This window comes from Nostoc sp. NZL (genome assembly GCF_015714705.1).
Classification (GTDB): Bacteria; Cyanobacteriota; Cyanobacteriia; order Cyanobacteriales; family Nostocaceae; genus Nostoc; species Nostoc foliaceum_A.
The window spans coordinates 23,824-45,642 of sequence record NZ_WBKL01000046.1 but is presented as its reverse complement, the minus strand read 5'-3'; the positions used below and the strand labels follow the sequence as shown (position 1 = coordinate 45,642).

General features: G+C 45.3%; 15 protein-coding genes and 1 pseudogene. 14 read left to right on the top strand and 2 right to left on the bottom strand.

All coding sequences use genetic code 11. The features are described 5' to 3' along the window. Nucleotides 1-247 precede the first annotated feature (247 nt). The 4 genes and pseudogenes from kdpB to F8R90_RS33795 form a co-directional block, all read left to right on the top strand. On the top strand, nucleotides 248-2,389 hold the full coding sequence (kdpB, locus tag F8R90_RS06660) for a potassium-transporting ATPase subunit KdpB (protein WP_196510093.1): 2,142 nt from the start codon (nucleotides 248-250) through the stop codon (nucleotides 2,387-2,389). Between the two features lie 6 nt (nucleotides 2,390-2,395). Then, nucleotides 2,396-2,665, top strand: a complete 270-nt coding sequence (locus F8R90_RS06655; protein ID WP_196510092.1) for a potassium-transporting ATPase subunit F — start codon at nucleotides 2,396-2,398, stop codon at nucleotides 2,663-2,665. Beyond that, a complete protein-coding gene (kdpC, locus tag F8R90_RS06650; protein WP_196510091.1) occupies nucleotides 2,665-3,303 on the top strand; it encodes a K(+)-transporting ATPase subunit C in 639 nt (212 codons plus the stop codon). The genes F8R90_RS06655 and kdpC overlap by 1 nt, the downstream gene beginning before the upstream one ends. Nucleotides 3,304-3,318: 15 nt before the next feature. After that, a pseudogene (locus tag F8R90_RS33795) lies at nucleotides 3,319-3,462 on the top strand (DUF7219 family protein); the annotation flags it as partial. On the opposite strand, the gene F8R90_RS06645 reads toward F8R90_RS33795, so the two are convergent. Beyond that, entirely contained in the window at nucleotides 3,461-5,092 is a 1,632-nt protein-coding gene (locus tag F8R90_RS06645) for a DUF655 domain-containing protein (protein WP_196510090.1), read from the bottom strand. The pseudogene F8R90_RS33795 and the gene F8R90_RS06645 overlap by 2 nt on opposite strands. Nucleotides 5,093-5,309: 217 nt before the next feature. Here F8R90_RS06645 and F8R90_RS06640 point away from each other — a divergent pair, with 217 nt between their 5' ends. From F8R90_RS06640 to F8R90_RS06605, 8 genes are all read left to right on the top strand, one after another. Beyond that, entirely contained in the window at nucleotides 5,310-6,500 is a 1,191-nt protein-coding gene (locus F8R90_RS06640) for a cysteine desulfurase family protein (RefSeq protein WP_196510105.1), read from the top strand. A 351-nt stretch (nucleotides 6,501-6,851) separates the two neighbouring features. Further along, the gene (locus F8R90_RS06635; RefSeq protein WP_196510089.1) at nucleotides 6,852-7,703 is read left to right on the top strand and encodes an STAS domain-containing protein; all 852 of its coding nucleotides are present in this window, start codon (nucleotides 6,852-6,854) and stop codon (nucleotides 7,701-7,703) included. 10 nt (nucleotides 7,704-7,713) lie between these two features. Further along, the gene (locus tag F8R90_RS06630) at nucleotides 7,714-8,127 is read left to right on the top strand and encodes an STAS domain-containing protein (RefSeq protein ID WP_196510088.1); all 414 of its coding nucleotides are present in this window, start codon (nucleotides 7,714-7,716) and stop codon (nucleotides 8,125-8,127) included. Further along, nucleotides 8,114-8,512 (top strand): anti-sigma regulatory factor, encoded by a 399-nt coding sequence (locus F8R90_RS06625; RefSeq protein ID WP_196510087.1) that lies wholly within the window; start codon nucleotides 8,114-8,116, stop codon nucleotides 8,510-8,512. Before F8R90_RS06630 ends, F8R90_RS06625 begins: the two co-directional genes overlap by 14 nt. A 1-nt stretch (nucleotide 8,513) precedes the next feature. Then, nucleotides 8,514-9,524 carry an ATP-binding SpoIIE family protein phosphatase gene (locus F8R90_RS06620; protein WP_196510086.1) on the top strand — a complete coding sequence of 337 codons (1,011 nt, stop codon included), beginning with the start codon at nucleotides 8,514-8,516 and terminating at the stop codon, nucleotides 9,522-9,524. A 62-nt stretch (nucleotides 9,525-9,586) separates the two neighbouring features. Continuing rightward, entirely contained in the window at nucleotides 9,587-11,737 is a 2,151-nt protein-coding gene (locus tag F8R90_RS06615; RefSeq protein ID WP_196510085.1) for an ATP-binding protein, read from the top strand. Next, complete coding sequence (locus tag F8R90_RS06610) at nucleotides 11,730-13,721, top strand: hybrid sensor histidine kinase/response regulator (protein WP_196510084.1); 1,992 nt, start codon at nucleotides 11,730-11,732, stop codon at nucleotides 13,719-13,721. Before F8R90_RS06615 ends, F8R90_RS06610 begins: the two co-directional genes overlap by 8 nt. 291 nt (nucleotides 13,722-14,012) lie before the next feature. Next, the gene (locus F8R90_RS06605; protein WP_196510083.1) at nucleotides 14,013-14,747 is read left to right on the top strand and encodes a DUF1995 family protein; all 735 of its coding nucleotides are present in this window, start codon (nucleotides 14,013-14,015) and stop codon (nucleotides 14,745-14,747) included. A gap of 204 nt (nucleotides 14,748-14,951) precedes the next feature. On the opposite strand, the gene F8R90_RS06600 is transcribed toward F8R90_RS06605, so the two are convergent. Further along, nucleotides 14,952-17,963 (bottom strand): zinc-dependent metalloprotease, encoded by a 3,012-nt coding sequence (locus F8R90_RS06600; RefSeq protein WP_196510082.1) that lies wholly within the window; start codon nucleotides 17,961-17,963, stop codon nucleotides 14,952-14,954. Between the two features lie 533 nt (nucleotides 17,964-18,496). On the opposite strand from F8R90_RS06600, the gene F8R90_RS06595 reads away from it, so the two are divergent. Both F8R90_RS06595 and F8R90_RS06590 read left to right on the top strand, forming a co-directional pair. Next, entirely contained in the window at nucleotides 18,497-20,266 is a 1,770-nt protein-coding gene (locus tag F8R90_RS06595) for a pentapeptide repeat-containing protein (RefSeq protein WP_196510081.1), read from the top strand. Nucleotides 20,267-20,712: 446 nt separating this feature from the next. After that, entirely contained in the window at nucleotides 20,713-21,783 is a 1,071-nt protein-coding gene (locus F8R90_RS06590) for an LOG family protein (RefSeq protein ID WP_196510080.1), read from the top strand. Nucleotides 21,784-21,819 lie beyond the last annotated feature (36 nt).

The window sequence follows — 21,819 nt, the reverse complement described above, 5'->3', positions numbered from 1 at the left end:
TCATCGACCTCGGAACACCATTCATCGACCTCGGAACACCATTCATCGACTTCGGAACACCGTTCATCGACTTCGGAACACCGTTCATCGACCTTGGAACACCATTCATCGTCCTCGGAACACCATTCATCGTCCTCGGAACACCATTCATCGTCCTCGGAACACCATTCATCGACTTCGGAACTCCATTCATCGTCCTCATCGTTCCATGCCCAATGCCCAATGCCCCATTCCGAAGATTTAATGTATGCCAATTACTACTGATTCTCCCTCCCCCCGTATTCCATCTGGAACTCGTGACTCGCGCAAGCACACCCCTAAAACAGATATGCGGGGGCTTTACCAGAGAGCAATTCGTGAGTCATTTGTCAAGCTCGATCCGCGAATTACTGTCAGAAACCCAGTTATGTTTGTTGTTTGGGTGGGCACAATTGTCACCTTTCTTGTTACCCTTAACCCAAATCTATTTGGCACAATCCAGGCAGATGCCAACCAACAACGCCTGTTAAACGGGTTGATTACCTTCATTCTCTTTTTCACACTCGTTTTTGCAAATTTTGCCGAAGCTGTAGCTGAAGGACGCGGTAAAGCACAGGCTGATTCACTGCGATCGACGCGATCGGATACGATCGCTAATAAAATCCTCCCAGATGGTTCGATACAACAAGTCAATTCTACGGAACTGCGACGGGGCGATTTGGTAAAAGTGGTTGCAAATAATATGATTCCCGCCGATGGGGATGTAATTAAAGGCATCGGCTCAGTGGATGAGTCTGCAATCACTGGGGAATCTGCCCCGGTACTGAAGCAACCAGGTACAGATATTGCCAGTTCGGTGACAGGCGGTACACGCCTATTATCAGACGAATTGACAATTCGTATTAGTGCTGACCCTGGTCAAGGCTTTATCGATCGCATGATTTCCCTGGTTGAAGGGGCAGAACGCAGCAAGACTCCCAACGAGATTGCTTTGACGGTATTGTTGGCAGTGTTAACGCAGGTATTCCTGATTGTGGTGGCAACTATGCCGCCATTTGTTGGCTACATTGCCAACTTTATCAGCACAGCCTTTGGGGCTGAGGCGGCCAACAGTTTGCGGGCGGGTGCTAGCGTTGCTATCCTCATCTCGCTACTGGTAGCTTTAATTCCTACAACTATCGGTGGTTTACTCAGTGCGATCGGTATTGCAGGGATGGATAGGGTTGCCCAGTTTAACGTCATTGCTACCTCTGGTCGAGCAGTAGAAGCCTGCGGTGACATCAATACCCTGGTGCTGGATAAGACAGGCACAATCACCTTGGGTAATCGGATGGCTGACGAGTTTATTCCTTTGAATAATCACTCAATCAAAGATGTGGCGCAAGTCTCCCTTGCTGCTAGCTTGTTTGATGAAACGCCAGAAGGCAAGTCAATTGTGATATTGGCAGAAAAGTCTCAGGCTGCGGTAGACTTCAATATTGACAAAGCCGAGGGTGTGGAATTTTCCGCAAAAACCCGGATGAGTGGCACAAATCTACCCGATGGCAAACAAATTCGCAAAGGAGCAGTGGATGCCATTAAAGGATTTGTCCGTTCCCGTGGTGGCGACGTTCCTGATGATATAGACGCAGCTTATGAGCGAGTTTCCCGATTAGGGGGTACACCCTTAGCTGTTTGCCAAGATGACAATATTTATGGTGTCATCTACCTCAAAGATATTGTGAAACCTGGACTGCGAGAAAGGTTTGACCAACTCCGCCGTATGGGTGTTAAGACTATCATGCTCACAGGTGACAACCGAATTACCGCTTCGGTAATTGCCCAAGAAGCTGGGGTTGATGATTTCATTGCCGAAGCGACTCCAGAAGACAAAATTGAGGTGATTCGTTCTGAACAATCTCAGGGTAAATTGGTGGCAATGACCGGAGATGGTACTAACGATGCACCTGCTTTGGCTCAAGCAAATGTCGGTGTGGCGATGAACTCTGGGACGCAAGCTGCCAAAGAAGCTGCTAACATGGTGGACTTAGACTCTGACCCCACGAAGCTAATTGACTTAGTAACCATAGGTAAACAGTTGCTAATTACCCGTGGAGCATTGACAACGTTCTCCATCGCTAACGATATTGCCAAGTATTTTGCCATCATTCCCACTATCTTTGCAGCGGCTGGAATCGGCGCACTTAATATTATGGGATTAAAGAGTGCTCAATCTGCGATCGTCTCGGCGCTGATTTACAATGCTTTGATTATTCCAGCATTAATTCCGCTAGCACTCAAAGGGGTAAAGTTTTTACCTTTAACAGCAGATCAACTGTTACGTCGCAACATCTTCATCTATGGCGTTGGTGGTATCATAGCTCCCTTCATTGCCATCAAACTGATAGATATCATCTTACCTTTGTCTTAATTTACTATGAAACCCGTTAATATCCGCCGCGCGCTCGCTGCATCTCAAGTATTAGAAGAAATAACTGAAATCTGGTGTCAATGGCGTAGACAAAAGCTACCACTGTATTTGTTCTTGGCGATGTGTTTCAACCTAGTGGTTGCACCTCTAGTTTATGCGGCTACTGGTGAACAGCTTTCCCGCAGTCAATCTTGGGGATTGGGGCTGTTAGGACTGGTGACGCTAGGGCTTTCCATCTATTTATTTTTTGTAATGTTTGTACCGGAGAAATTCTAATGAGTTTTGCACGCGAAGCTAGCAGGGCTATTCGTTCTACCCTAGTACTCTGGGTTATTGGAGCGATTATTTATCCTTTTGCGATGATTGTCATTGGGCAGATTGTGTTTCCGTTTCAAGCAAATGGTAGTTTACTAACAAATAGCACAGGTCAAGTTGTCGGTTCTGCTTTGATTGGTCAACCTTTTAGTAGCGATCGCTATTTTAACAGCCGTCCCAGTACCACCAGTTACAGCACAGCCGACCCCAAAAAGGACGATGCGGGAGTTTTAAAAACCGGGGTTTCTGGTGCTAGTAACTTGGCTCCTAGTAATCCCGCATTACTGGAACGCATCAAAGGTAAAAATGACCCCGATCCTAACAAAAAGGTTGAAGGTGACTTCAATCGTTTGAAAACAGCAGGTGTACAGCCGACTGCTGATCTAGTCTACACCTCTGGTTCCAGCCTTGATCCCCACATCACCCCCAAAGCTGCGATCGCTCAAATTGCACGAGTAGCCAAGGCGCGAGGAGTTCAGCCCCCCCAACTGGAAACTTTGATTGCCCAAAATACCGATGGTCGTTTTCTCGGCATCTTTGGTGAGCCTGGAGTTAATGTGTTGAAGCTGAATCTAGCTCTCGATAAGATCAAAGGATAAAGGCATAGGCTATTTCTGTTACAGCCTAATCATGAAGATAAAAATAGCTTTATTTACCCTCGCGATCGCTACTAAGATCAAGTTAAACCAAAAAACTTAGTCTTTAATGCCAACCTCCAAGAATTTGCTCAAAAAGTTAGTGAACATCTGTGCGCCCTTACCAAATAAGGCGCTCACCCCATTTTTCTAATGTCTTAGCACTAACTCCTGGAACTCTTTCCAAGTCTTGTAAAGATGTAAATTTTCGCTGTTGACGGCTAATAATTATCCGCTGTGCTAACTTCTTGCCCACGCCAGGGAGAGTTGCTAATTCTTCCATACTTGCAGTGTTGATATTTATTTGTTTAATTGCTTGTTGTTTACTTGATGAAGAACTTTTTATCTGGGGACAGCGTGTTTGTTCTAACTTAATTTTCTCTTGAATTCCTGGTGGTAAGCCGGGTTTAACCTTGGTATAAAGACGAGCAAATTCCCGCACATAATGGGCAGCAACGATAGGACTTTCAATTACTACAAGCGTCTCATCGTTACCATTATTAGCAGCATCTGACCAATTATGAGAACCTGTAATTACTGTTTGACTATCAATAACACCAAATTTGTGATGTAATAAATCACCCTTGGGTAACATAGGTACACCTACGGTTGTAATTGGATTTTGCCAAGGATGATTGTCAACTTCATATTTACATTTGTTACTAAGAGCAACCCCCATCATATCCAATGCTTCGCTATAGGGACGATAGGCAAATTGTGGTTCAATTAAACCGCGAATTTGCACACTTTGTTGATGGCGTTTTTCTAAAATATTGGCAATCCGCTGTTCGGAAAAGACAAATAATGCCATATCAACAGATTTACTTGCTGAATCTAAAGTTTTGCCAATTAAACCATTACTACTGTTACTCCAAGGTTGAGTTGGAGAAGTAGGCGAAAATTGCACAGTAATTTGGGTGCTACCTAAAGTTATTTGTTTAGGTAAACGCATCGGTTTTTTCAAACCAAATTGACTATCTAGCTTACCTCCTGGGCCATCTCCCCACATGATATTAAACTCTTCTGTAAATAAAGATGCTAATTCTGGGCTGTCAATCTGCAATAAGTTATTGACATTGCCTAAACTGCTAGAATTTGTGAAATCACCATAAGTATCACTTAAAGTAAAATTGGCCGAAGTTATAATTACAATGCGATTATCCACAATCACAAATTTGTGGTGCATCAAACTGCTACCAGCTGAACCATCTGCTTGATCATCTATCCAGAGAGTTTTGGCATTTTGCAAAATTATCAAAGCATCTCTTTGATTGATTTCTGCTGGAGTGAGTTGATTATCTTGATTAATATCGATAAATTTGCGAAATTCGTTGTAGCGTTCCTGTTCCCTTTTATCTAACTTACTTACTTCAGTAGATGTTAAGTTGCTCCAAGGTCGGCTATATGTATTTTCTAAAATTATCCTGACTTTTACGCCAGCTTTTTGTCTATCAACCAGTGCTTGGGCAACTTTGGGTAAACGTAATTCTTGCACCGCCACATCTACTGTAGATTTAGCTTGCGTAATCGCATCAACAATCTGTTTTTCTAAATCATCCCCAAGGCGAGTTTGCTGACGGTAAGGTTCTTTGTATTCTGAAGACTCAGAATGGTTAAAATAAACTTGAACTAACGGGTCTTGTGGTAAAGGTGCTGGACGCTGATTGAGAGACTGGACTCGTTGACAACCAGCAAGGGAGAATATCAGTAAAAAGATATATAAAAAATACCTTTGTCTAGATAAAAGTTGCACTGTAATCTGTTAAAAGTGGATTGGGAGTGGACATATTTATAATTCCCAAAATTTTGTGTTCTGAATGAAGTAGAAAATAACTTTCCAAGTAAAGGGAAAAATCCACTGCTAGAGGCAGAATTACAGAGATTTTTTTCAGGAATTGTCCACTCAAAGTATATATGCTGGCAAGATCAGCAGCCTACTACCAACGTGTGTTCTCACCATTATCGGTTATATGCAAATTTATCTAGATTACAGTGCCACTACTCCCACTCGAAAAGAAGCGATCGCAGTTATGCAAAGAGTCCTCACCCAAGAGTGGGGCAATCCTTCCAGCTTACATGAATGGGGACAACGCGCTGCAACGGTTGTAGAACAAGCCAGAGTCCAAGTTGCTGGACTAATTAATGCTGTCGATCCAGCATCAATAATCTTTACATCTGGTGGTACAGAAGCAAATAATCTCGCAATTATGGGTGTGGCTCGGTTGTATGCTGTTCCTCAACATATAATTATCTCCAGCGTCGAGCATTCCGCAATTTCTGAGACAGTAAAGCTTCTAGAAATGTGGGGTTGGGAAGTTACGCGCCTAGGTGTAGATATTAAAGGCAGAGTCAACCCCCTAGATTTAAAGGCAGCATTGCGACATAACACAGTTCTTGTTTCCATAATTTACGGTCAAAGTGAAGTTGGCACTGTGCAACCAATTGAGGAACTGGGCAAAATTGTGCGATGCCTGCGGCGGGCAGAGCCATCACACGGTGCTTTGTTCCACACAGATGCAGTGCAAGCTGCGGGACGCTTACCCATAGATGTGCAACAACTGCCCGTAGACTTAATTAGCCTTTCTAGTCATAAAATATATGGTCCCCAAGGTGTAGGGGCGCTGTACGTGCGTCCTGGTGTGGAGTTGATGCCCTTACTGGGTGGTGGTGGGCAAGAAATGGGGCTGCGTTCTGGTACGCAAGCAGTACCGATAATTGCCGGGTTTGGTGTAGCAGCAGAATTAGCAGCCGAAGAATTAGCCACAGAAACACCACGGTTAATTGAGTTACGCGATCGCGCCTTTGCCCAATTAGCTGAAATTCCTGGTTTAATTGCCACAGGGGATGGCTGCGATCGTTTGCCTCACCATGTAAGTATGTGCTTAGAAAACGCCGATGGCAAAAAACTCAGCGGTAAAACCTTGGTACGGCAGCTAAACCTTGCAGGTATCGGCATCAGTGCTGGTGCTGCCTGTCATAGTGGTAAACTTAGCCCTAGCCCGATATTATTAGCGATGGGTTATTCTGAAAAAGCCGCTTTGGGAGGAATTCGCATCACATTGGGGCGTGATACCAGTGAAGCTGATATAGATTGGACGGTAATGGTATTAAAGCAAGTTTTGCAAAGGCTGACACCGGATTTATCTTTAGTTAAGCGTTGATCGCTCATACTAAAACTTAGATACAGCATTGGTCACTGCCTAATGGCACAACAGCAGAGAACAAAAAAGTTGAAATCTCACTGACTGACCAGAATACTATTGTCTTCATTGCTTTGATTAACACAAAAAGCTGACACAAGGCTGAAACTAACACCTATGTATTCGCAGGCTGGGCAGAGGCTATTTCGAGCCAGTTTGGTCAAAAGAAATTAATCAAGAATCACGATCGCCAACGGCAGGTATTGCCCAGTTATCCTAAAAAAATCGCTCTCCAATATCAGCTTTCACGTTGGACTGAATCGTCATACACTGAATTTTGGACTAATGAAAGCGGTTGCCCTTATAGGAACGATGAGCGAAAGTAAGATACCAGAGATCCTGGAAACCTTTGAGGCAGACCTGCTGTCGGAGTGGACTCAGGAGTTAGCCACTATCAATATTCGGAGAGGCTTGATTAAAGAAGCCGAGCTAAAGGAGGAGTGCCGGGAATTCCTTAGCCTGTTTCGGATTGCTGTTGGGCAGGGCAAGTTGGCCAATATTCAAGCAGCAGTGTGGGAGGATATGCGAGAGATCCTAAGTAGCATTTCTCGATCGCGATCGCAAAAAGGCTTCACCCCATCGGAAACGGCTACATTCGTCTTCTCCTTCAAGCAACCCCTGTTCAAGCGGATGCGTCAGCAATTGAAAGACCCCGTTGAGTTGGGTGAAGAGATATGGCTAGCCACAAACTTACTGGATCAACTAGGATTGCTGACAATTGAAGTGTATCAAAAGGCGCGGGAAGAAGTAATTTTGCGGCAGCAGGAAGAGTTAATGGAGCTGTCTACCCCAGTAATTAAACTCTGGGAGGGAATTTTGGCATTGCCCATTATCGGCACCCTGGATAGTGCCCGCACTCAAATGATGATGGAGTCGTTATTGCAGAAAATTGTTGAAACCGGGTCAGAAGTTGCCATTATTGACATTACCGGGGTTCCCACCGTCGATACCCTCACAGCTCAACATCTGCTCAAGACCGTTACTGCTGCCCGTCTCATGGGAGCCGATTGTATGATCAGTGGCATTCGTCCTCAAATTGCTCAAACAATCGTTTATCTCGGCATAGATTTGGCAGATGTAATCACCAAAGCGACGTTAGCCGATGCCTTTCTCATGGCGCTAAAACGGTTGGGAGTAACCATTACCCGCTCTCAACCTCAATAGGTAGGAACCAATGGAATGCATTCCTATACTCAAAATGGGCAATTGTCTGCTTGTGACGATCCAAGTGGATATGCACGATCACCTTGCCATGACATTACAGGACGACCTAACCAACCGTATAACTCAAACCAACGCTCACGGTGTATTAATCGATATTTCGGCATTAGATATTGTTGATTCCTTCATTGGTAGGATTTTAGCCAACATTGCCAGAATGTCACGAGTGCTAGATGCGGAGACGGTTGTCGTTGGGATGCAGCCTGCTGTGGCAATTACCCTGGTGGAATTGGGGGTGTCGCTGACGGGCATTCGCACTGCCCTAAACGTAGAAAAGGGCATGGCACTGTTGCGATCATCACTCAATGAAACCACAAATCCGGTCGCTGCCACCAAACGGAGTGCAGATGACAATGCAGAAGACTGAAACGATCAACATTCAATCTTCTATAGATGTAGTCTTAGTTCGGCAAGCCGTGCGCCAGCTGGGCGTGGAAATTGGCTTTGGCTTAGTAGATCAAACTAAAATTGTGACCGCCGCCAGTGAGTTAGCCCGCAACACCCTAGAATACGGGGGAGGTGGCACTGTCAAGTTAGAAACGCTTCAGGAAGGGAGACGACGAGGACTCCGGCTGACCTTTGAAGATCAGGGGCCGGGAATTCCCGATATTGATCTGGCGCTGAAGGATGGGTTCACCACGGGGGGCGGGTTGGGTATGGGACTGGGCGGTGCCAAACGACTTGCCAACGAGTTTGAGATTCAGTCTGCGGTGGGAGAAGGAACACGGGTAACAATTGTACGATGGAAATAAAATGAGAGAATCTGTCATCATTACAATTACTGAATCTAGCCAGACCGGGGAAGCCCGACGGGTAGCGATCGCTTTAGCAACTCGGCTCGGCTTTCAGGAAACTCAACGGGGCAGGGTTGGCATTGTGGTGACAGAGCTTGCAAACAATCTGATCCAGCACGGTCAGGGTGGAGTGTTGTTACTAAGATTGATCGAACACGATTCAGCCATCGGTATTGAAGTCTTGTCACTAGATAAAGGACGGGGAATGGTCGATGTGGATGAGTGTTTGCAAGATGGCTTTTCCACAGCCGGAACCTTAGGCAATGGACTGGGCGGTATTCGTCGCCTCTCTGGTTTATTTGAAATTTACTCAATTCGCAATCAAGGGACGGCGCTCCTCGTCCACCTCTGGGCAAACTCGGCACCCCATCCGCCTGAAAAGACCTTAGAAATTGGGGTGATCTGTTTGCCCAAACGAGGGGAGGAGGTTTCAGGAGATGCCTGGGCATGTCAAGTCGATCAATGCCGCAGCCTGTTGCTAGTAGCCGATGGCTTAGGGCATGGGCCTGCGGCTGCCAGTGCTGCTTCACAAGCCGTAAGAATTTTTCAAGAACATCATCGTTCTCCTGGTGCGATCGTCGAAGCTGCCCACGCCGCCTTGCGAAGTACACGAGGAGCGGCACTCGCCATTGCCGAAATTGATTTTGAACAACAGTCTGTCCGCTTTGCCGGAATTGGCAATATTGCTGCCAGGATTTTCTCATTTACTGAACACCACCATCTGCTGTCTCACAACGGCACGGTCGGACATGAAATTCGTAAAATTCAAGAGTTTAGCTACCCCTGGTATGCCAACGGACTTTTAATTATGCATTCTGATGGATTAGACAGTAAGTGGCAGCTTGATCGCTATCCAGGCTTGAGTCAAAAACATCCCAGCCTGATTGCAGGTGTGTTATACCGAGACTTTAACCGAGACCGGGACGATGTGACGGTGTTAGTGGCTAAAGGAATGGAAAATAATAACTAATTCGTAATTAAAGGTACAAGTCCCAAAGAAAGTGCAATTTTTTTGAATTGGAGCGAAGCGACTTGACAATTCTTTTCACACTCGAAATCCACTACGAACAGGATGTTGTCCAAGCTAGACAACGAACTCGTGAGATAGCCGAGCAATTGGGCTTTGATGCTCAAGATCAAGCACGATTGGCAACGGCAGTTTCCGAAATTGCCCGCAACGCCTTTCAGTATGCCAGAGGTGGAACGGTTGAATTTTGTGTGGCAGGAGAACCTCAGGCTTTTCTGATTCGGATTCAGGATCAGGGAGGGGGCATTCCTCATCTAGCAGAGGTTTTGGCAGGACGCTACACCTCTGTTACAGGAATGGGGCTAGGCATTATGGGCAGCCGCAAGCTGATGGATTTCTTTGAGATGGAATCGCTGCCGGGACAGGGAACAACGGTGGTGATGAGCAAAAGGCTGTCGAAGCGCACACCTACTTTCAGCGATTCGCAATTGCAGCAGATTCGAGAAACCGTGATGAAGCGATCGCCCCAAAATCCCTATGAAGAAATCCAGCGCCAAAATCAGGAATTACTGCGGGCAATGGGAGAATTACGGAAGCGGGAGGAAGAACTGACCCAGCTTAACCGAGAACTAGAAGATACTAATCGTGGTGTAGTTGCCCTCTACGCGGAACTGGATGAGAAGGCAGATTCTCTGCAAAAGGCTAACGAGCTAAAAACCCGCTTTCTCTCGAACATGAGTCATGAGTTTCGCACACCGCTCAACTCTATTCTGTCCCTATCTCGGATGCTGCTGGCACGGATGGATGGCGATTTGACCGCCGAGCAAGAAAAGCAGGTGACATTCATCCAAAAGGGGGCGAGCGGATTATCAGAACTAGTCAACGACTTGCTGGATTTGGCAAAGGTGGAAGCTGGAAAAATTGAAGTGCGTCCCAGTTCCTTTGAAGTCAGTGACTTGTTTGCCACGCTGCGGGGAATGCTGCGCCCATTATTGGTTCAAGGTTCCTCTGTCGCGCTGAATGTCGAGGAACCTGATGGCATTGGGCAGATATATAGCGATGAGGGCAAAGTCGCTCAAATTCTGAGAAACTTTATCTCGAATGCCCTCAAGTTTACCGAGCAGGGAGAAGTACGTGTGAGTGCCGTGCAAAGGGGTCATACTGTCACCTTCTCCGTGTCCGATACGGGCATCGGCATTGCTCCAGCCGATCAAGAGCGCATTTTTGAGGATTTTGTCCAAATTGAGTCTTCTCTGCAAAAGCAGGTGAAGGGAACCGGGTTAGGATTGCCGTTATCGCGCAAGCTAACGGAGCTACTCGGCGGCAGTATTTCAGTTAGAAGTAAGCTGGGTGAAGGCTCCACATTTACGGCATCGATTCCGATCGTCTACCCACATGCAACTGAATTTCCCACCCTCCTGCAACCGATGGCATCACTTGAGCCAGCTCGCCTGCCCATTCTGGCAGTTGAAGATCATCCAGAAACACTATTTATTTACGAAAACCACCTTCAGCAATCAACTTATCAATTGATTGCCACCCGCACCTTAGCTCAGGCAAGGCAAGTATTACAACAAGTTCAGCCGGCAGCGATTATGCTAGATATTATGCTAGAAGGGCAAAACGGCTGGACGTTCTTGCGAGAAATCAAAGGTGATGAAACGACCAGTACCATCCCTGTACTAGTTATTACCATCATTGATAACGAGAAGCAAGCACTAGCGTTAGGAGCCAACGGTTTTCTAATTAAGCCGGTAGACAGATTGCCGTTGTTGAACAAACTTAATACGCTAATTAATCAGAACAAGCTTCAAAAAATCTTGTTAATTGACGATGACCCCGCCTATCGGTATTTGGTGAAACAGTTGTTAGTAAATACACAATTGAGTATTTTAGAAGCCATGAACGGATGGGAAGGATTAAATTTGGCACAATGCGAGCAACCGAGTGTGATCGTGCTTGACCTGGAGATGCCAGAGTTCAGCGGGTTTGATGTACTCAAGCAGCTTAAGAGCAATCCCGTCACTCAGTCGATTCCTGTGATTATCCACTCATCTGCACAACTGGATGCAGAAGCGCAGAGCCAATTAGCAAAAACAAGCATCGCTATTCTTTCCAAAGAAACAGGCTCTCAAACGGCAGCGAACGCCCAACTTCAAGATGCACTGATCAAAGCCGGGCTTGTTCTAGATATTTGCGGGCAAAGTCATGTCTGAGCCACGGATTATCATCCTGCATGTTGACGATAACGAAGCAAATCGTTACATTGTTACCCGGATTTTGCAAAATGCAGGGTTTACCGTCGTGGAAGCGGCAACCGGAGCAGCAGGATTAAAGGCTGCTGCTGAACATCAGCCTACTCTGGTGATTTTGGATGTCAAATTACCAGATATCAGCGGCTTTGAAGTCTGTCGCCAAATTAAGGCAAATCCCGAAACTGCGTTTATTCCGGTGCTACACCTTTCTGCAAGTTTTATTCAAAGCCAGGATAAAGCAGAAGGCTTAGACAGTGGAGCCGATGCTTATCTGGTGCAACCTGTTGAACCCATTGAACTACTTGCTACGGTGCGATCGCTGCTGCGAATTCGCCGAGCCGAGGAAGCTGCTTTATCCTCAGCACGGGAGTGGCAAACCACCTTTGACTCTATCAAGGACAGCGTATGTCTGGTAGACCGAGAAGGTATAATTCTGCGCTGTAATCTAGCGATGATGCAGCTTTTTTGCAAGCCCTCCCACAAAATTTTAGGTTGTGTTCACCATGAGTTGATGGGCGCAGAATTGGGAATTGGTGATGGCACCTGCTTTCGCCGTGCTAAAGAAACTCACCAACGGCAAGTTTTAGAATTTCAGTCCACAGGACGGTGGTTTGCCAAAACCATTGACCCAGTATTTGATGGGCATGGGACTCTCACGGGTGCCGTTTTCATCCTGTCCGATATCACCGAACGGAAGCGAGCATCAGCCTTGCTGCAAGAGCAAAACGATCGCCTCAATCAGCTGATGATTTCTTTGCAGCAACAAACTGAACAAGCGCAACAAGCCAATCGGATTAAAGATGAGTTTCTAGCAGTGCTGTCTCATGAATTGCGATCGCCCTTGAATCCTATTTTGGGATGGGCAAAAATTTTGCAAACGAGCCACCAGAACCCAGCCAAAACTCAGTATGCACTCGAAACAATCGAGCGTAATGCCAAGCTGCAAGCGCAATTGATTGAAGATTTACTCGATGTGTCGCGCATTCTCCAAGGCAAGTTGAGTTTGCATACAGTTCCAGTCGGTCTAACTTGTACCATCAAAGCTGCTCTGGAAACCGTGCGGCTCGCTGCTGAAGCTAAATCCATTCAGATTCAAACAATATTTGAACCGAACGTTGGGCAAGTGTTGGGTGATTCTGGTCGCCTGCAACAGGTTGTTTGGAATCTACTTTCCAATGCGATTAAATTTACCTCACAGGGTGGTCGAGTAGAGGTGCGGTTAGAAAGGATCAAGGATGAAGGTAAAGGGAGGAATGAAGTAGATACTCATCCTTTGGAATACACTCAAATCTCTGTCAGCGACACTGGTATGGGGATCTCTGCTGACTTTCTGCCCTACGTCTTTGACTACTTCCGCCAAGCCGATGGGACAACAACCCGAAGATTTGGAGGATTGGGGTTAGGGTTAGCGATCGTGCGTCATTTGGTTGAATTGCATGGAGGAACTGTTGAGGTAGCAAGCCCTGGAGAAGGTCAAGGAGCAACGTTTAAAGTCAAGTTTCCACTGATCGCTGCGGCAAAACTGAATCAAGATGATGCTGCGTTTCATAATCACTCAGACTTCAATCTGAATGGATTGCAAGCGCTGCTTGTAGATGATGACAGAGATTCGCGGGAGTTCATCGGCTTCCTGCTAGAACAGTACGGGGCGCAAGTGACTGAAGTGGAATCAGCACATGATGCTCTCAGCAGTTTGAAGCAAGCAAAATTTGATTTGTTAATCAGTGATATTGGTATGCCCGATATGGATGGCTACACACTAATTCGTCAAATTAGAAAGCAGTCACCTGACCAGGGTGGAGAAATTCCGGCGATCGCTCTCACTGCTTATGCAGGAGAAATTGATCAACAACTTGCACTAGCAGCCGGATTTCAACAGCATATTTCCAAACCAATTGAGTTAGAGGTACTAATGCAAGCTATTTTAACAATAGTAGGGGTATAGCAACGATTGGTGAAAACTTCTGCCATACTTGCGATCGCAAGTAAGCAATGAAATTTTTGACCTCGCTTTTAAACGAGTCTTTTAACAATAGGTAAAATTTTGAGTGTGTCTTCTATGCGATCGCACTTCTTCAATTGAGCTTTATGCTTACTCCTATGAACTTTCCTCCTCACGGGCTACGCCTACCCAACACCCATTGCGGCTATCCTGGGGTTGATCGTCATCGCCTGTCTACTCAATCAGAGCTAATACTGGAACAATGGGAGTAATGCTAAAACGACATAATAAACCATGAATGAACTTCCAAATACTCTTGAAGATGCGATCGCCCAATCTCGTGTAGCCGTCCAAGCCGCCCTTGCAGCTGGCTGTACTCGCATACAAGTTGATTTCCTGTTCCCAGAACTCAAGTTTATGCCGGTGGCGGAACAATTTCTGCCAGTGTTTACAGAATATGATTCCCGTTTGAAGATTTTCTTTGCTGACGCTGGTGCTGCGGCTTTAGCCCGTCGTAATTGGGCAGATACACCATTTCAAATTTTGGATATTGGTACGGGAAGGGCTGCTTCTTTGCAGACAAAAATTCAGCCAGAGGATGAAATTTTCTTGTTCATCGCCCCCACTTCTGTAGAAGTACCGCAGGTGGAAAAGTTATGTCAAGAAATAGGCGATCGCCCTTTAGTCTTGTTAAATCCCCGCCTAGAAGATTCTGGAACTGTGGGCATTGGTTATACAGCTAGAAAAATCCGCGATCGTTTTATCAGCACCATTGAATCCGCCTATTATCTCCGCCCTGTAGACGATGAAAGTGCCCTATATCGCTGCTATCCAGGACAGTGGGAGGTTTGGCTGGAAATTAGCGGCGAATATCAAAGAATTGCCGAATTACCTACAAAACCATCGGGTGATGAGTTGGATCTCATCCTCTTGAAGGGACAACCGCAAACAGCAACAGACGCGACACCTGCGAAAAAGCCCAATGTGTTTAAGAGTTTGCAACGCTTTTTAAAGGCGTTGAGTAGTTAAAAGAAACAAAGGGTAGCAGGAGGAAACTTTCTCATCTGCTGCCTCATTTTGAGTTTTTTATATATAAACTTGATGCTGAAATCGCTGAAAGTCCTAAGCGCTAACGATTTAAGCGTTTTGGAGTTTCCTCCGTTTCCACATCAGAATGAGAGAAGAAGAATTAGGAGTTAGGAGTTTTAATATTGACTCCTAACTCCTAACTTTTTAATTCGCTTGCAATGGAGCGTTTAAGACTTTCTCGATGCGATCGCGCGTTTCTAGTAAGTGCGCTTTGGTGTATTCATCCTCGGAATTAACCCCCTTGAGTTTATCATTTAGTTGTCTGAGTTTATACCAAGCCAGAGTGCGAGCATCTTCTGGAACATATTCTTTTCGCAACACCATACCAGTCAAAATATCCAGGTATTGCCGCTGTAAGCCTCGCCGCAAACTGGTAATCTTCATTGGTTGACCTTTTGGTTTGATTACTTCTGTCCAGATACCTGATTGCAAAGTGTCAAATAGTTCCGGCAGAGTCAGTGCATTTTCTGGCTTGGTTTTCAGTTCAATATCCTTGAGGCGAGAGAGGCGATCGCCTGAGAGTAAATCCCGCAACACAGAACCTTGCATCAACAGCACCAAGTCATGAATTGGAAAATCCAAACGACCAACTTGCGGAGAACTACCCCAGTGTCGCCAACGGGAAGGAGCTAATTTATTCAGTAGTTCTGGTGAAAACTTCAAGGCATCTTCTGCAAATACATATTTTTGCAGCGTTTCTAAAGCCTGCCGTTGTTCTTCAACTGGTACCGGTTTAAATGGTAATCGCTGTTGGTTAACTCCAGAGGTGATTTCGCTAGGGTGGATGCGATAAAAAGACTGTCCCCCAATATATTTTGTGGTGTAATATATTTGCTGGAAATAGTTACCCAATACTGTACTAAAACGTTCGCTCACATCGCTGTAACTATCACCAGCCATTGGGTAACGCTTATCAAGACGTTCCCACATCACCCGCGAATTATTTAATTGCCACTGAGAATAAAGCAGGACATTGCCGCTGTTATCCCAAGCATCGGCTGTGGGGTCAAGGTCATAGACATCTTCATCTGTGGAATAACTCAATTCTGGCTTATAGGATTGTGCAGCAATTTCTTCCAAAATCGGCTTTTCTGCTATGGGAGTTGATGTCTGAATTGGTATGTAGCCATATTTAATCGCCCACTCATCATAAGGCCCCACCATATTGGGAAAATAATCTCCCTGTTTTATCCCTTGAGGGGCAATATTTGGGGGAATATAATCCATCACCGAAGTTGTCAGACCTTTAGTTTTGGTAATTTCGGTATTATTCATCTCGTCTGGTGATAGCAGTGTACTACCACGGAAGTTATGGCGCAAACCAAGAGTATGGCCAACTTCGTGAGCGATGATTAAACGTAAATATTGATTGATATATTCTTTCAACTGGTCTGGAGTGGCCATAGTATCTGGCAGCAGTGACATCGCCAGTGAACCAAGGGCAAACTGGTTAGCAGCTTCCATCCCGTAGCATAAATCGTACTCGCCAGCCATTTTAGATAAACGATTCAACAACCCTTGTTGCCCTTGCATTTGCTGGGGTACACCATTGTTTTTTGCATCTAAACCATTAGCGCAAAGTAGACGATTTTGCATCAAAGCTGATAGAGTGGTGCGATTTTCTGTTTGGCTGGGTTGGACGATTTTGCGATACTCACTCTTGAGTACCCGCACAAAGCTAGCATCTACGAGAATGTCTGCATCCAAAATTTCTCCAGTCAAGGGGTTAACGCGGGATGGCCCCATTGCAAAATAACCATCGACTGTGTTAATCCAGCGAATCGTGTTGTAACGAATATCTGCTGGGTCCCATGTGGCATCATCTGGCATTTGGCGGACTTCAATTGCATCCTTGAATCCCGCTTTGAGAAAGGCTTTGTTCCACATCAGGACACCTTCTTTCATGGCATCGCGGTACTCTAAGGGCACAGCGTTATCAATCCAGAACACAATCGGTTTTTTGGGGCGAGAAATTACTGCTTTTGGCTCTTGTTTTTCTAAATCCCAGCGATTGATGTAGCGGACAAAAGAATCGCCGCGATCGTCTTTGGATAAATCTTGGTAGGCGGTGATGAAATAGCCGACGCGATCGTCAGCAAGGCGCGGGCGATAATTTTTATCGGGTAGTTGGGAGAGACTGTAGTGGACGCGCAGGGTAAAGCCACGGTTATCAGCTAGCGACGCAAAGCTTGCTATTTCACTGTCACGGCCAGTGCCACCAGAGAAATTTAAAACTGATTCAATTTCTAAATTTTGGGGAAACGCTTTAGCAGTACCAAAATAAGACTGGTCTGTGCTTCCTGGAACTCCTAAACTTACAGACAATCCAGCCAAGTCTGTGAGTAGCAAATCTCCCAAGTCGATGAGAAGAGTTTTGCGTTCTGGATGAATGCTTTTAAGAGAAATGCTGTAGAGAACAGAGTCACTAAAAGATCGGGCTAGCGATCGCACTTGAGGATCTCCCTCACGAGTGCGAAAATTAACATTGCGGATGACGAAGTTTAATTTATCATCGACCCGCTGGAAATAAAATAAAAAATCTTGCAGAGGCATACCGCTGTAAATACCTCGTTCGCCAATGCCCGATTCCAGAGTTGCCGTAGCTAGGTAATTTTTATTGAGTTGCTCTGGCTTAATTTCTAGATAAATTTTATTCTTTTCTTTATTGCGATAAAGGGTAAACAAACCCCCTGACTTTTGGGTGTCTTTGATTACTTCGTCAAAGGCTTCTAACTCATCCTTTGTTGTTGGTGTTTTGCTAGGTTTAGGCTTTTCTGGGGGTTTTGCAACTTGTAAAAATGGTTGCTGTCCTACTTTTTTTAGGTCTTTTACTACCCAAATAAACGGTTGAGGCTGTACGTCTTTATTTTTATTAACTACCCAAACTTGCCCTGAAGGTAGGCTCTGTTTCTGGGGAATATTGATATTCCTTGACGATAACTCTGAGATTTTCGTTGAAGAAGTTCCTATCGTTAACTTACTATTGGATTTCTCTCCACTTCTGGCTGTAACCACAGCTTCGACAACCCGCACAGCCCTATGCTTCGCTGATAACTCTGTACCAATGTTAACAGACGGTGACTTGGCGCTAGCCGTTGCTATTCCTAAAAACAAACTATGTAACAAAATCATATAAAAGGTTAATCTGTTGTTCATCGCATCAATCCCCCAATAACTATCCCGTAATTAATTTTTAACTTTTGCAAAGCTATATAGCCGACTTTTTGCCGATTTTCTCAGATGCTTGATATCAAGCACCAAACTTTAGACTTTAATTTTAGTTGCCATTTTTCAACTTTGTTACGCTGTTGTACAGTAAGATTTTTCCTAATAATTCCGTCTCTTACAAAGAGTAAGTATTATTTTTACATCAGATTAGTAAATATCTTGAGAAAAAAGTATAACAAATTAGCCAAAATAGGAAAATTACTTGATTTTTAAAAGAATTTTGCCGATGACATTTTATTTGCATCAGCAGAAGAAGCTTGAGGTTAATACGAGTTAGCGATAAGTCTCCCTCCAGGAACGCCGTCGGTGTAGTCAATTGTAGACATCGCCAACGCATGTTATTTTTCGTGTAGTATTTATTGATACTATTAATTTTTGACAATGATAAGCAAATTAGCACAGAAAAATTTTTAATTCAGGATTATCAAAACAGTAATTTAAATGTAACAACGGACACAGAAATGTCAACATATTTATCTCAAGTCTGGCAACTGCTGAGAAATTATGTGAAGGATATAAGGTTGCAAGAGATGTCAAATACCACAGCTATGGGAACTGAATCAGTTTTACCTCTAGGAAAAAGTATTAAAGAACCAGACAAAAGCGTTAAATTGGCTAAAAATAATTTCCAGGAAGATTTATGGTCTCAAAGGCTGCAAGAAAGCTTAGAAAAATGGACAATATCAAGGAGCAGTTTGACTTCTAAAATAGGTGATCAGACATCGGGCACACTACCATCAGAGTTCTGCTTGAGAGTGTGCGATCGCCAGATGCACGAAGAGATTTATGATTTACTGGGCAATGGGGCGCTGAAACCAGAAATAGTCAACCAAGTAATGGAATTGGTAGTGACTGGTAAAAAAATTCGCCCAGAACTGCTTTTCTGGCGGTTAGAAGATTTTTATCGTCGCTGGTGTCAAGGTGAATTTATCGATGGGACACCAGATGATAACCTACCTCAGAAAACAAGGTTAAAGCTAGCGGCACAAAATATTGCGATCGGGCTGAGACAGGTAGACATATATACAGGGCTGAACGTATTAATTTTACTGTTAGAGTTACACCGCTACGCCCAAGATCAAGATGAACTCAAACAAAAAATCACCTTCTATCCATCTGCTCAACCAGACACAGACAATTTTTTCACATCTCAACTGCTGCGGATCATCAACTATAGCGATGCCCTAGAAATTGGTAATTTTAGTAGTATAGTCGGGCAATTCCTTAAAGGCGGCAACTTTCGGAATGCTTACCTGGGTGATGCCAACCTCACCGGGGCAGACTTTAGGGGTGCTGACCTCAGCCTTGCTTATCTCGGCGATGCCAACTTAACTGGTGTAAACTTCAGCGGTGCAAACCTTAGCGGCGCAAACTTGGGCGATGCCAACCTCAGCGGTGCAAACTTCAGCGGTGCAAACCTCAGCGGTGCTGACCTCAGCAGCACCAACCTCAGCGGTGCAAATCTTAGCTGTGCAAACCTGAGCCGTGCCGACCTCAACCGCGCCGACCTTAGCTGTGCAAACCTGAGCCGTGCCGACCTCAACCGCGCCGACCTCAACCGCGCCGACCTCAGCAGCACTAACTTTAGCCATGCCGACCTAAGTAACGCCATCCTTTTTGGTGCGAATATAAGTGAAGCCAACCTCAGCAGCGCCAACCTTAACCATGCCGACCTCTGTCGTGCCGACCTCAGTGGTGCTGATTTGAGTCACGCCATCCTCAACGGTACGAACCTCAGCGACACAATTCTTTTCAGTACCAACCTTAGTGATGCCGTCCTCATCGCCGCTGACCTCAGCTATGCCAAACTTAACGGTGCCAAGCTTAATGATGCCAGACTCAACGGCGCAATGTTCTTAGGCGCAGACCTCAGCGGCGTAGACCTGAGTCGGGTAATCCTCAACGAAGCCGACCTCAGTGGGGTGCTTCTGTGCGAAGCCGACCTCAGTGGTGCCGACCTCACCGACGCTATCCTTTTCGGCACAGACCTCAGCTATGCCAACCTTAACAGTGCTAACCTCAGTGGCAGTAACCTCAGTGGTGCTATTCTCAACGGCGCGAATCTCAGCTACAGCAACCTCAGCTACGCCATTCTCGGTGGTGCTGACCTCAGCGACACCAATTTGGAAAAAATGACCTGGGGAAAAAAGCAGCAGTGGGAAGGTGTGCGGGGATTAGAGACAGCGGTTAATGTGCCAGAGACGTTGAAAGAAGAACTGGGGCTGAATTGAGATGAGGGAATAGGGGGACACGGGGACGCGTTGACATTTTTATTCTTTGCGTCCTTTGCGCCCTTTGCGGTTCGTTATTCTCATACACCACCTTCCGAGTTCTGAACACGACTTTCCAAGTTCCGAACACCATCTTCCAAGTTCCGAACACCATATTTCGAGTTCCGAACACGACTTTTTGAGTTCCGAACGCAACTTTTCAAGTTCTGAACACCAACTTCCGAGTTCCGAGCACCAATTTCCGAGTTCTGTACACCAACTTCCGAGTTCCGTACACCAACTTCCGAGTTTCAATCTTAAAAGATGGGGATCTCAGCTTGACTAATGATCAATACTACCTCAAAACCAGTTCTGAGAATGCTAACTGCACATCAGAGGGTTATATCCCGCTTGCTAGAGTGTGAGTCATTCACGTAAAATATAGTGCCATTGTTGCGGCAGTTCTCATGACCTCATCTGCGTCGTTTGACACATTAGAGTCTTTACAGGCGGATATCGCTGAATTGATCGCTCGCTTACCGACATTAAAAAATCGGCAATTTATTCAGCAAGCACTTGCTACTATTGTTCGCCTAGCTGATACCGAAATTGAGCGTCTCGATTGGAAAATCTTATCGGCTGCGTTAGCAGATATGGAGCGCGGTTTCCAGCTATTTTATGATTACCGACACGTTCGCAAAGTCACTATTTTTGGTTCTGCTCGTCTAGCGCCAGATACACCAGAGTACCAAATGGCCCTTGAGTTTGGTCGCGCTGTTTCTCAATTAGGATTTATGGTGATGACTGGCGGTGGTGGTGGAATCATGCAGGCGGGACACGAAGGGGCTGGACGAGAAAATTCCTTTGGATTAAACATTCAGTTACCCTTTGAGCAGGAAGCAAACCCGTTTATAGAAGGTGATCCCAAGTTAATACACTTCAAATATTTCTTTACCCGCAAGCTGTTTCTCCTCAAAGAAAGTGATGCTGTAGCCTTGTTTCCTGGAGGCTTTGGCACTCAAGATGAAGCTTTTGAATGTATGACATTAAGCCAAACTGGTAAATTTGGCCCAGTACCTCTAGTTTTAATTGACCACCCTGGTGGCGATTACTGGCGGTCTTGGAGCGAATATATTGATAAGCAACTAGTGCAAAATGGACTTGTCAGCCCTGAAGATCCCAGCCTGTACACGGTGACAGACAATTTGGATGTGGCTTGTGATGCCATTACTCGTTTTTACCAAGTTTATCACTCTTGTCGATATGTAGCCGATCAGTTAGTCATCCGTCTGAAGACAGATATATCAGACGCTCAGGTAGAGCAACTCAATGCTGATTTCAGCGACATTATTATTCAAGGACGGATTGAAAAAAGTCAGGCATTACCTCAAGAAGCACAAGATGAAACTATTGAATTACCCAGGCTCATTTTGTACTTTAATCAACGCGACTTGGGGCGCTTATATCAGATGATTGCCACAATTAACAAGATGGGTATTCTTTCGCCAGAGGATGCAGCACATCCAGAAAGAAAGTAGGTATTAACTAATTCGTAATTCGTAATTCGTAATTCG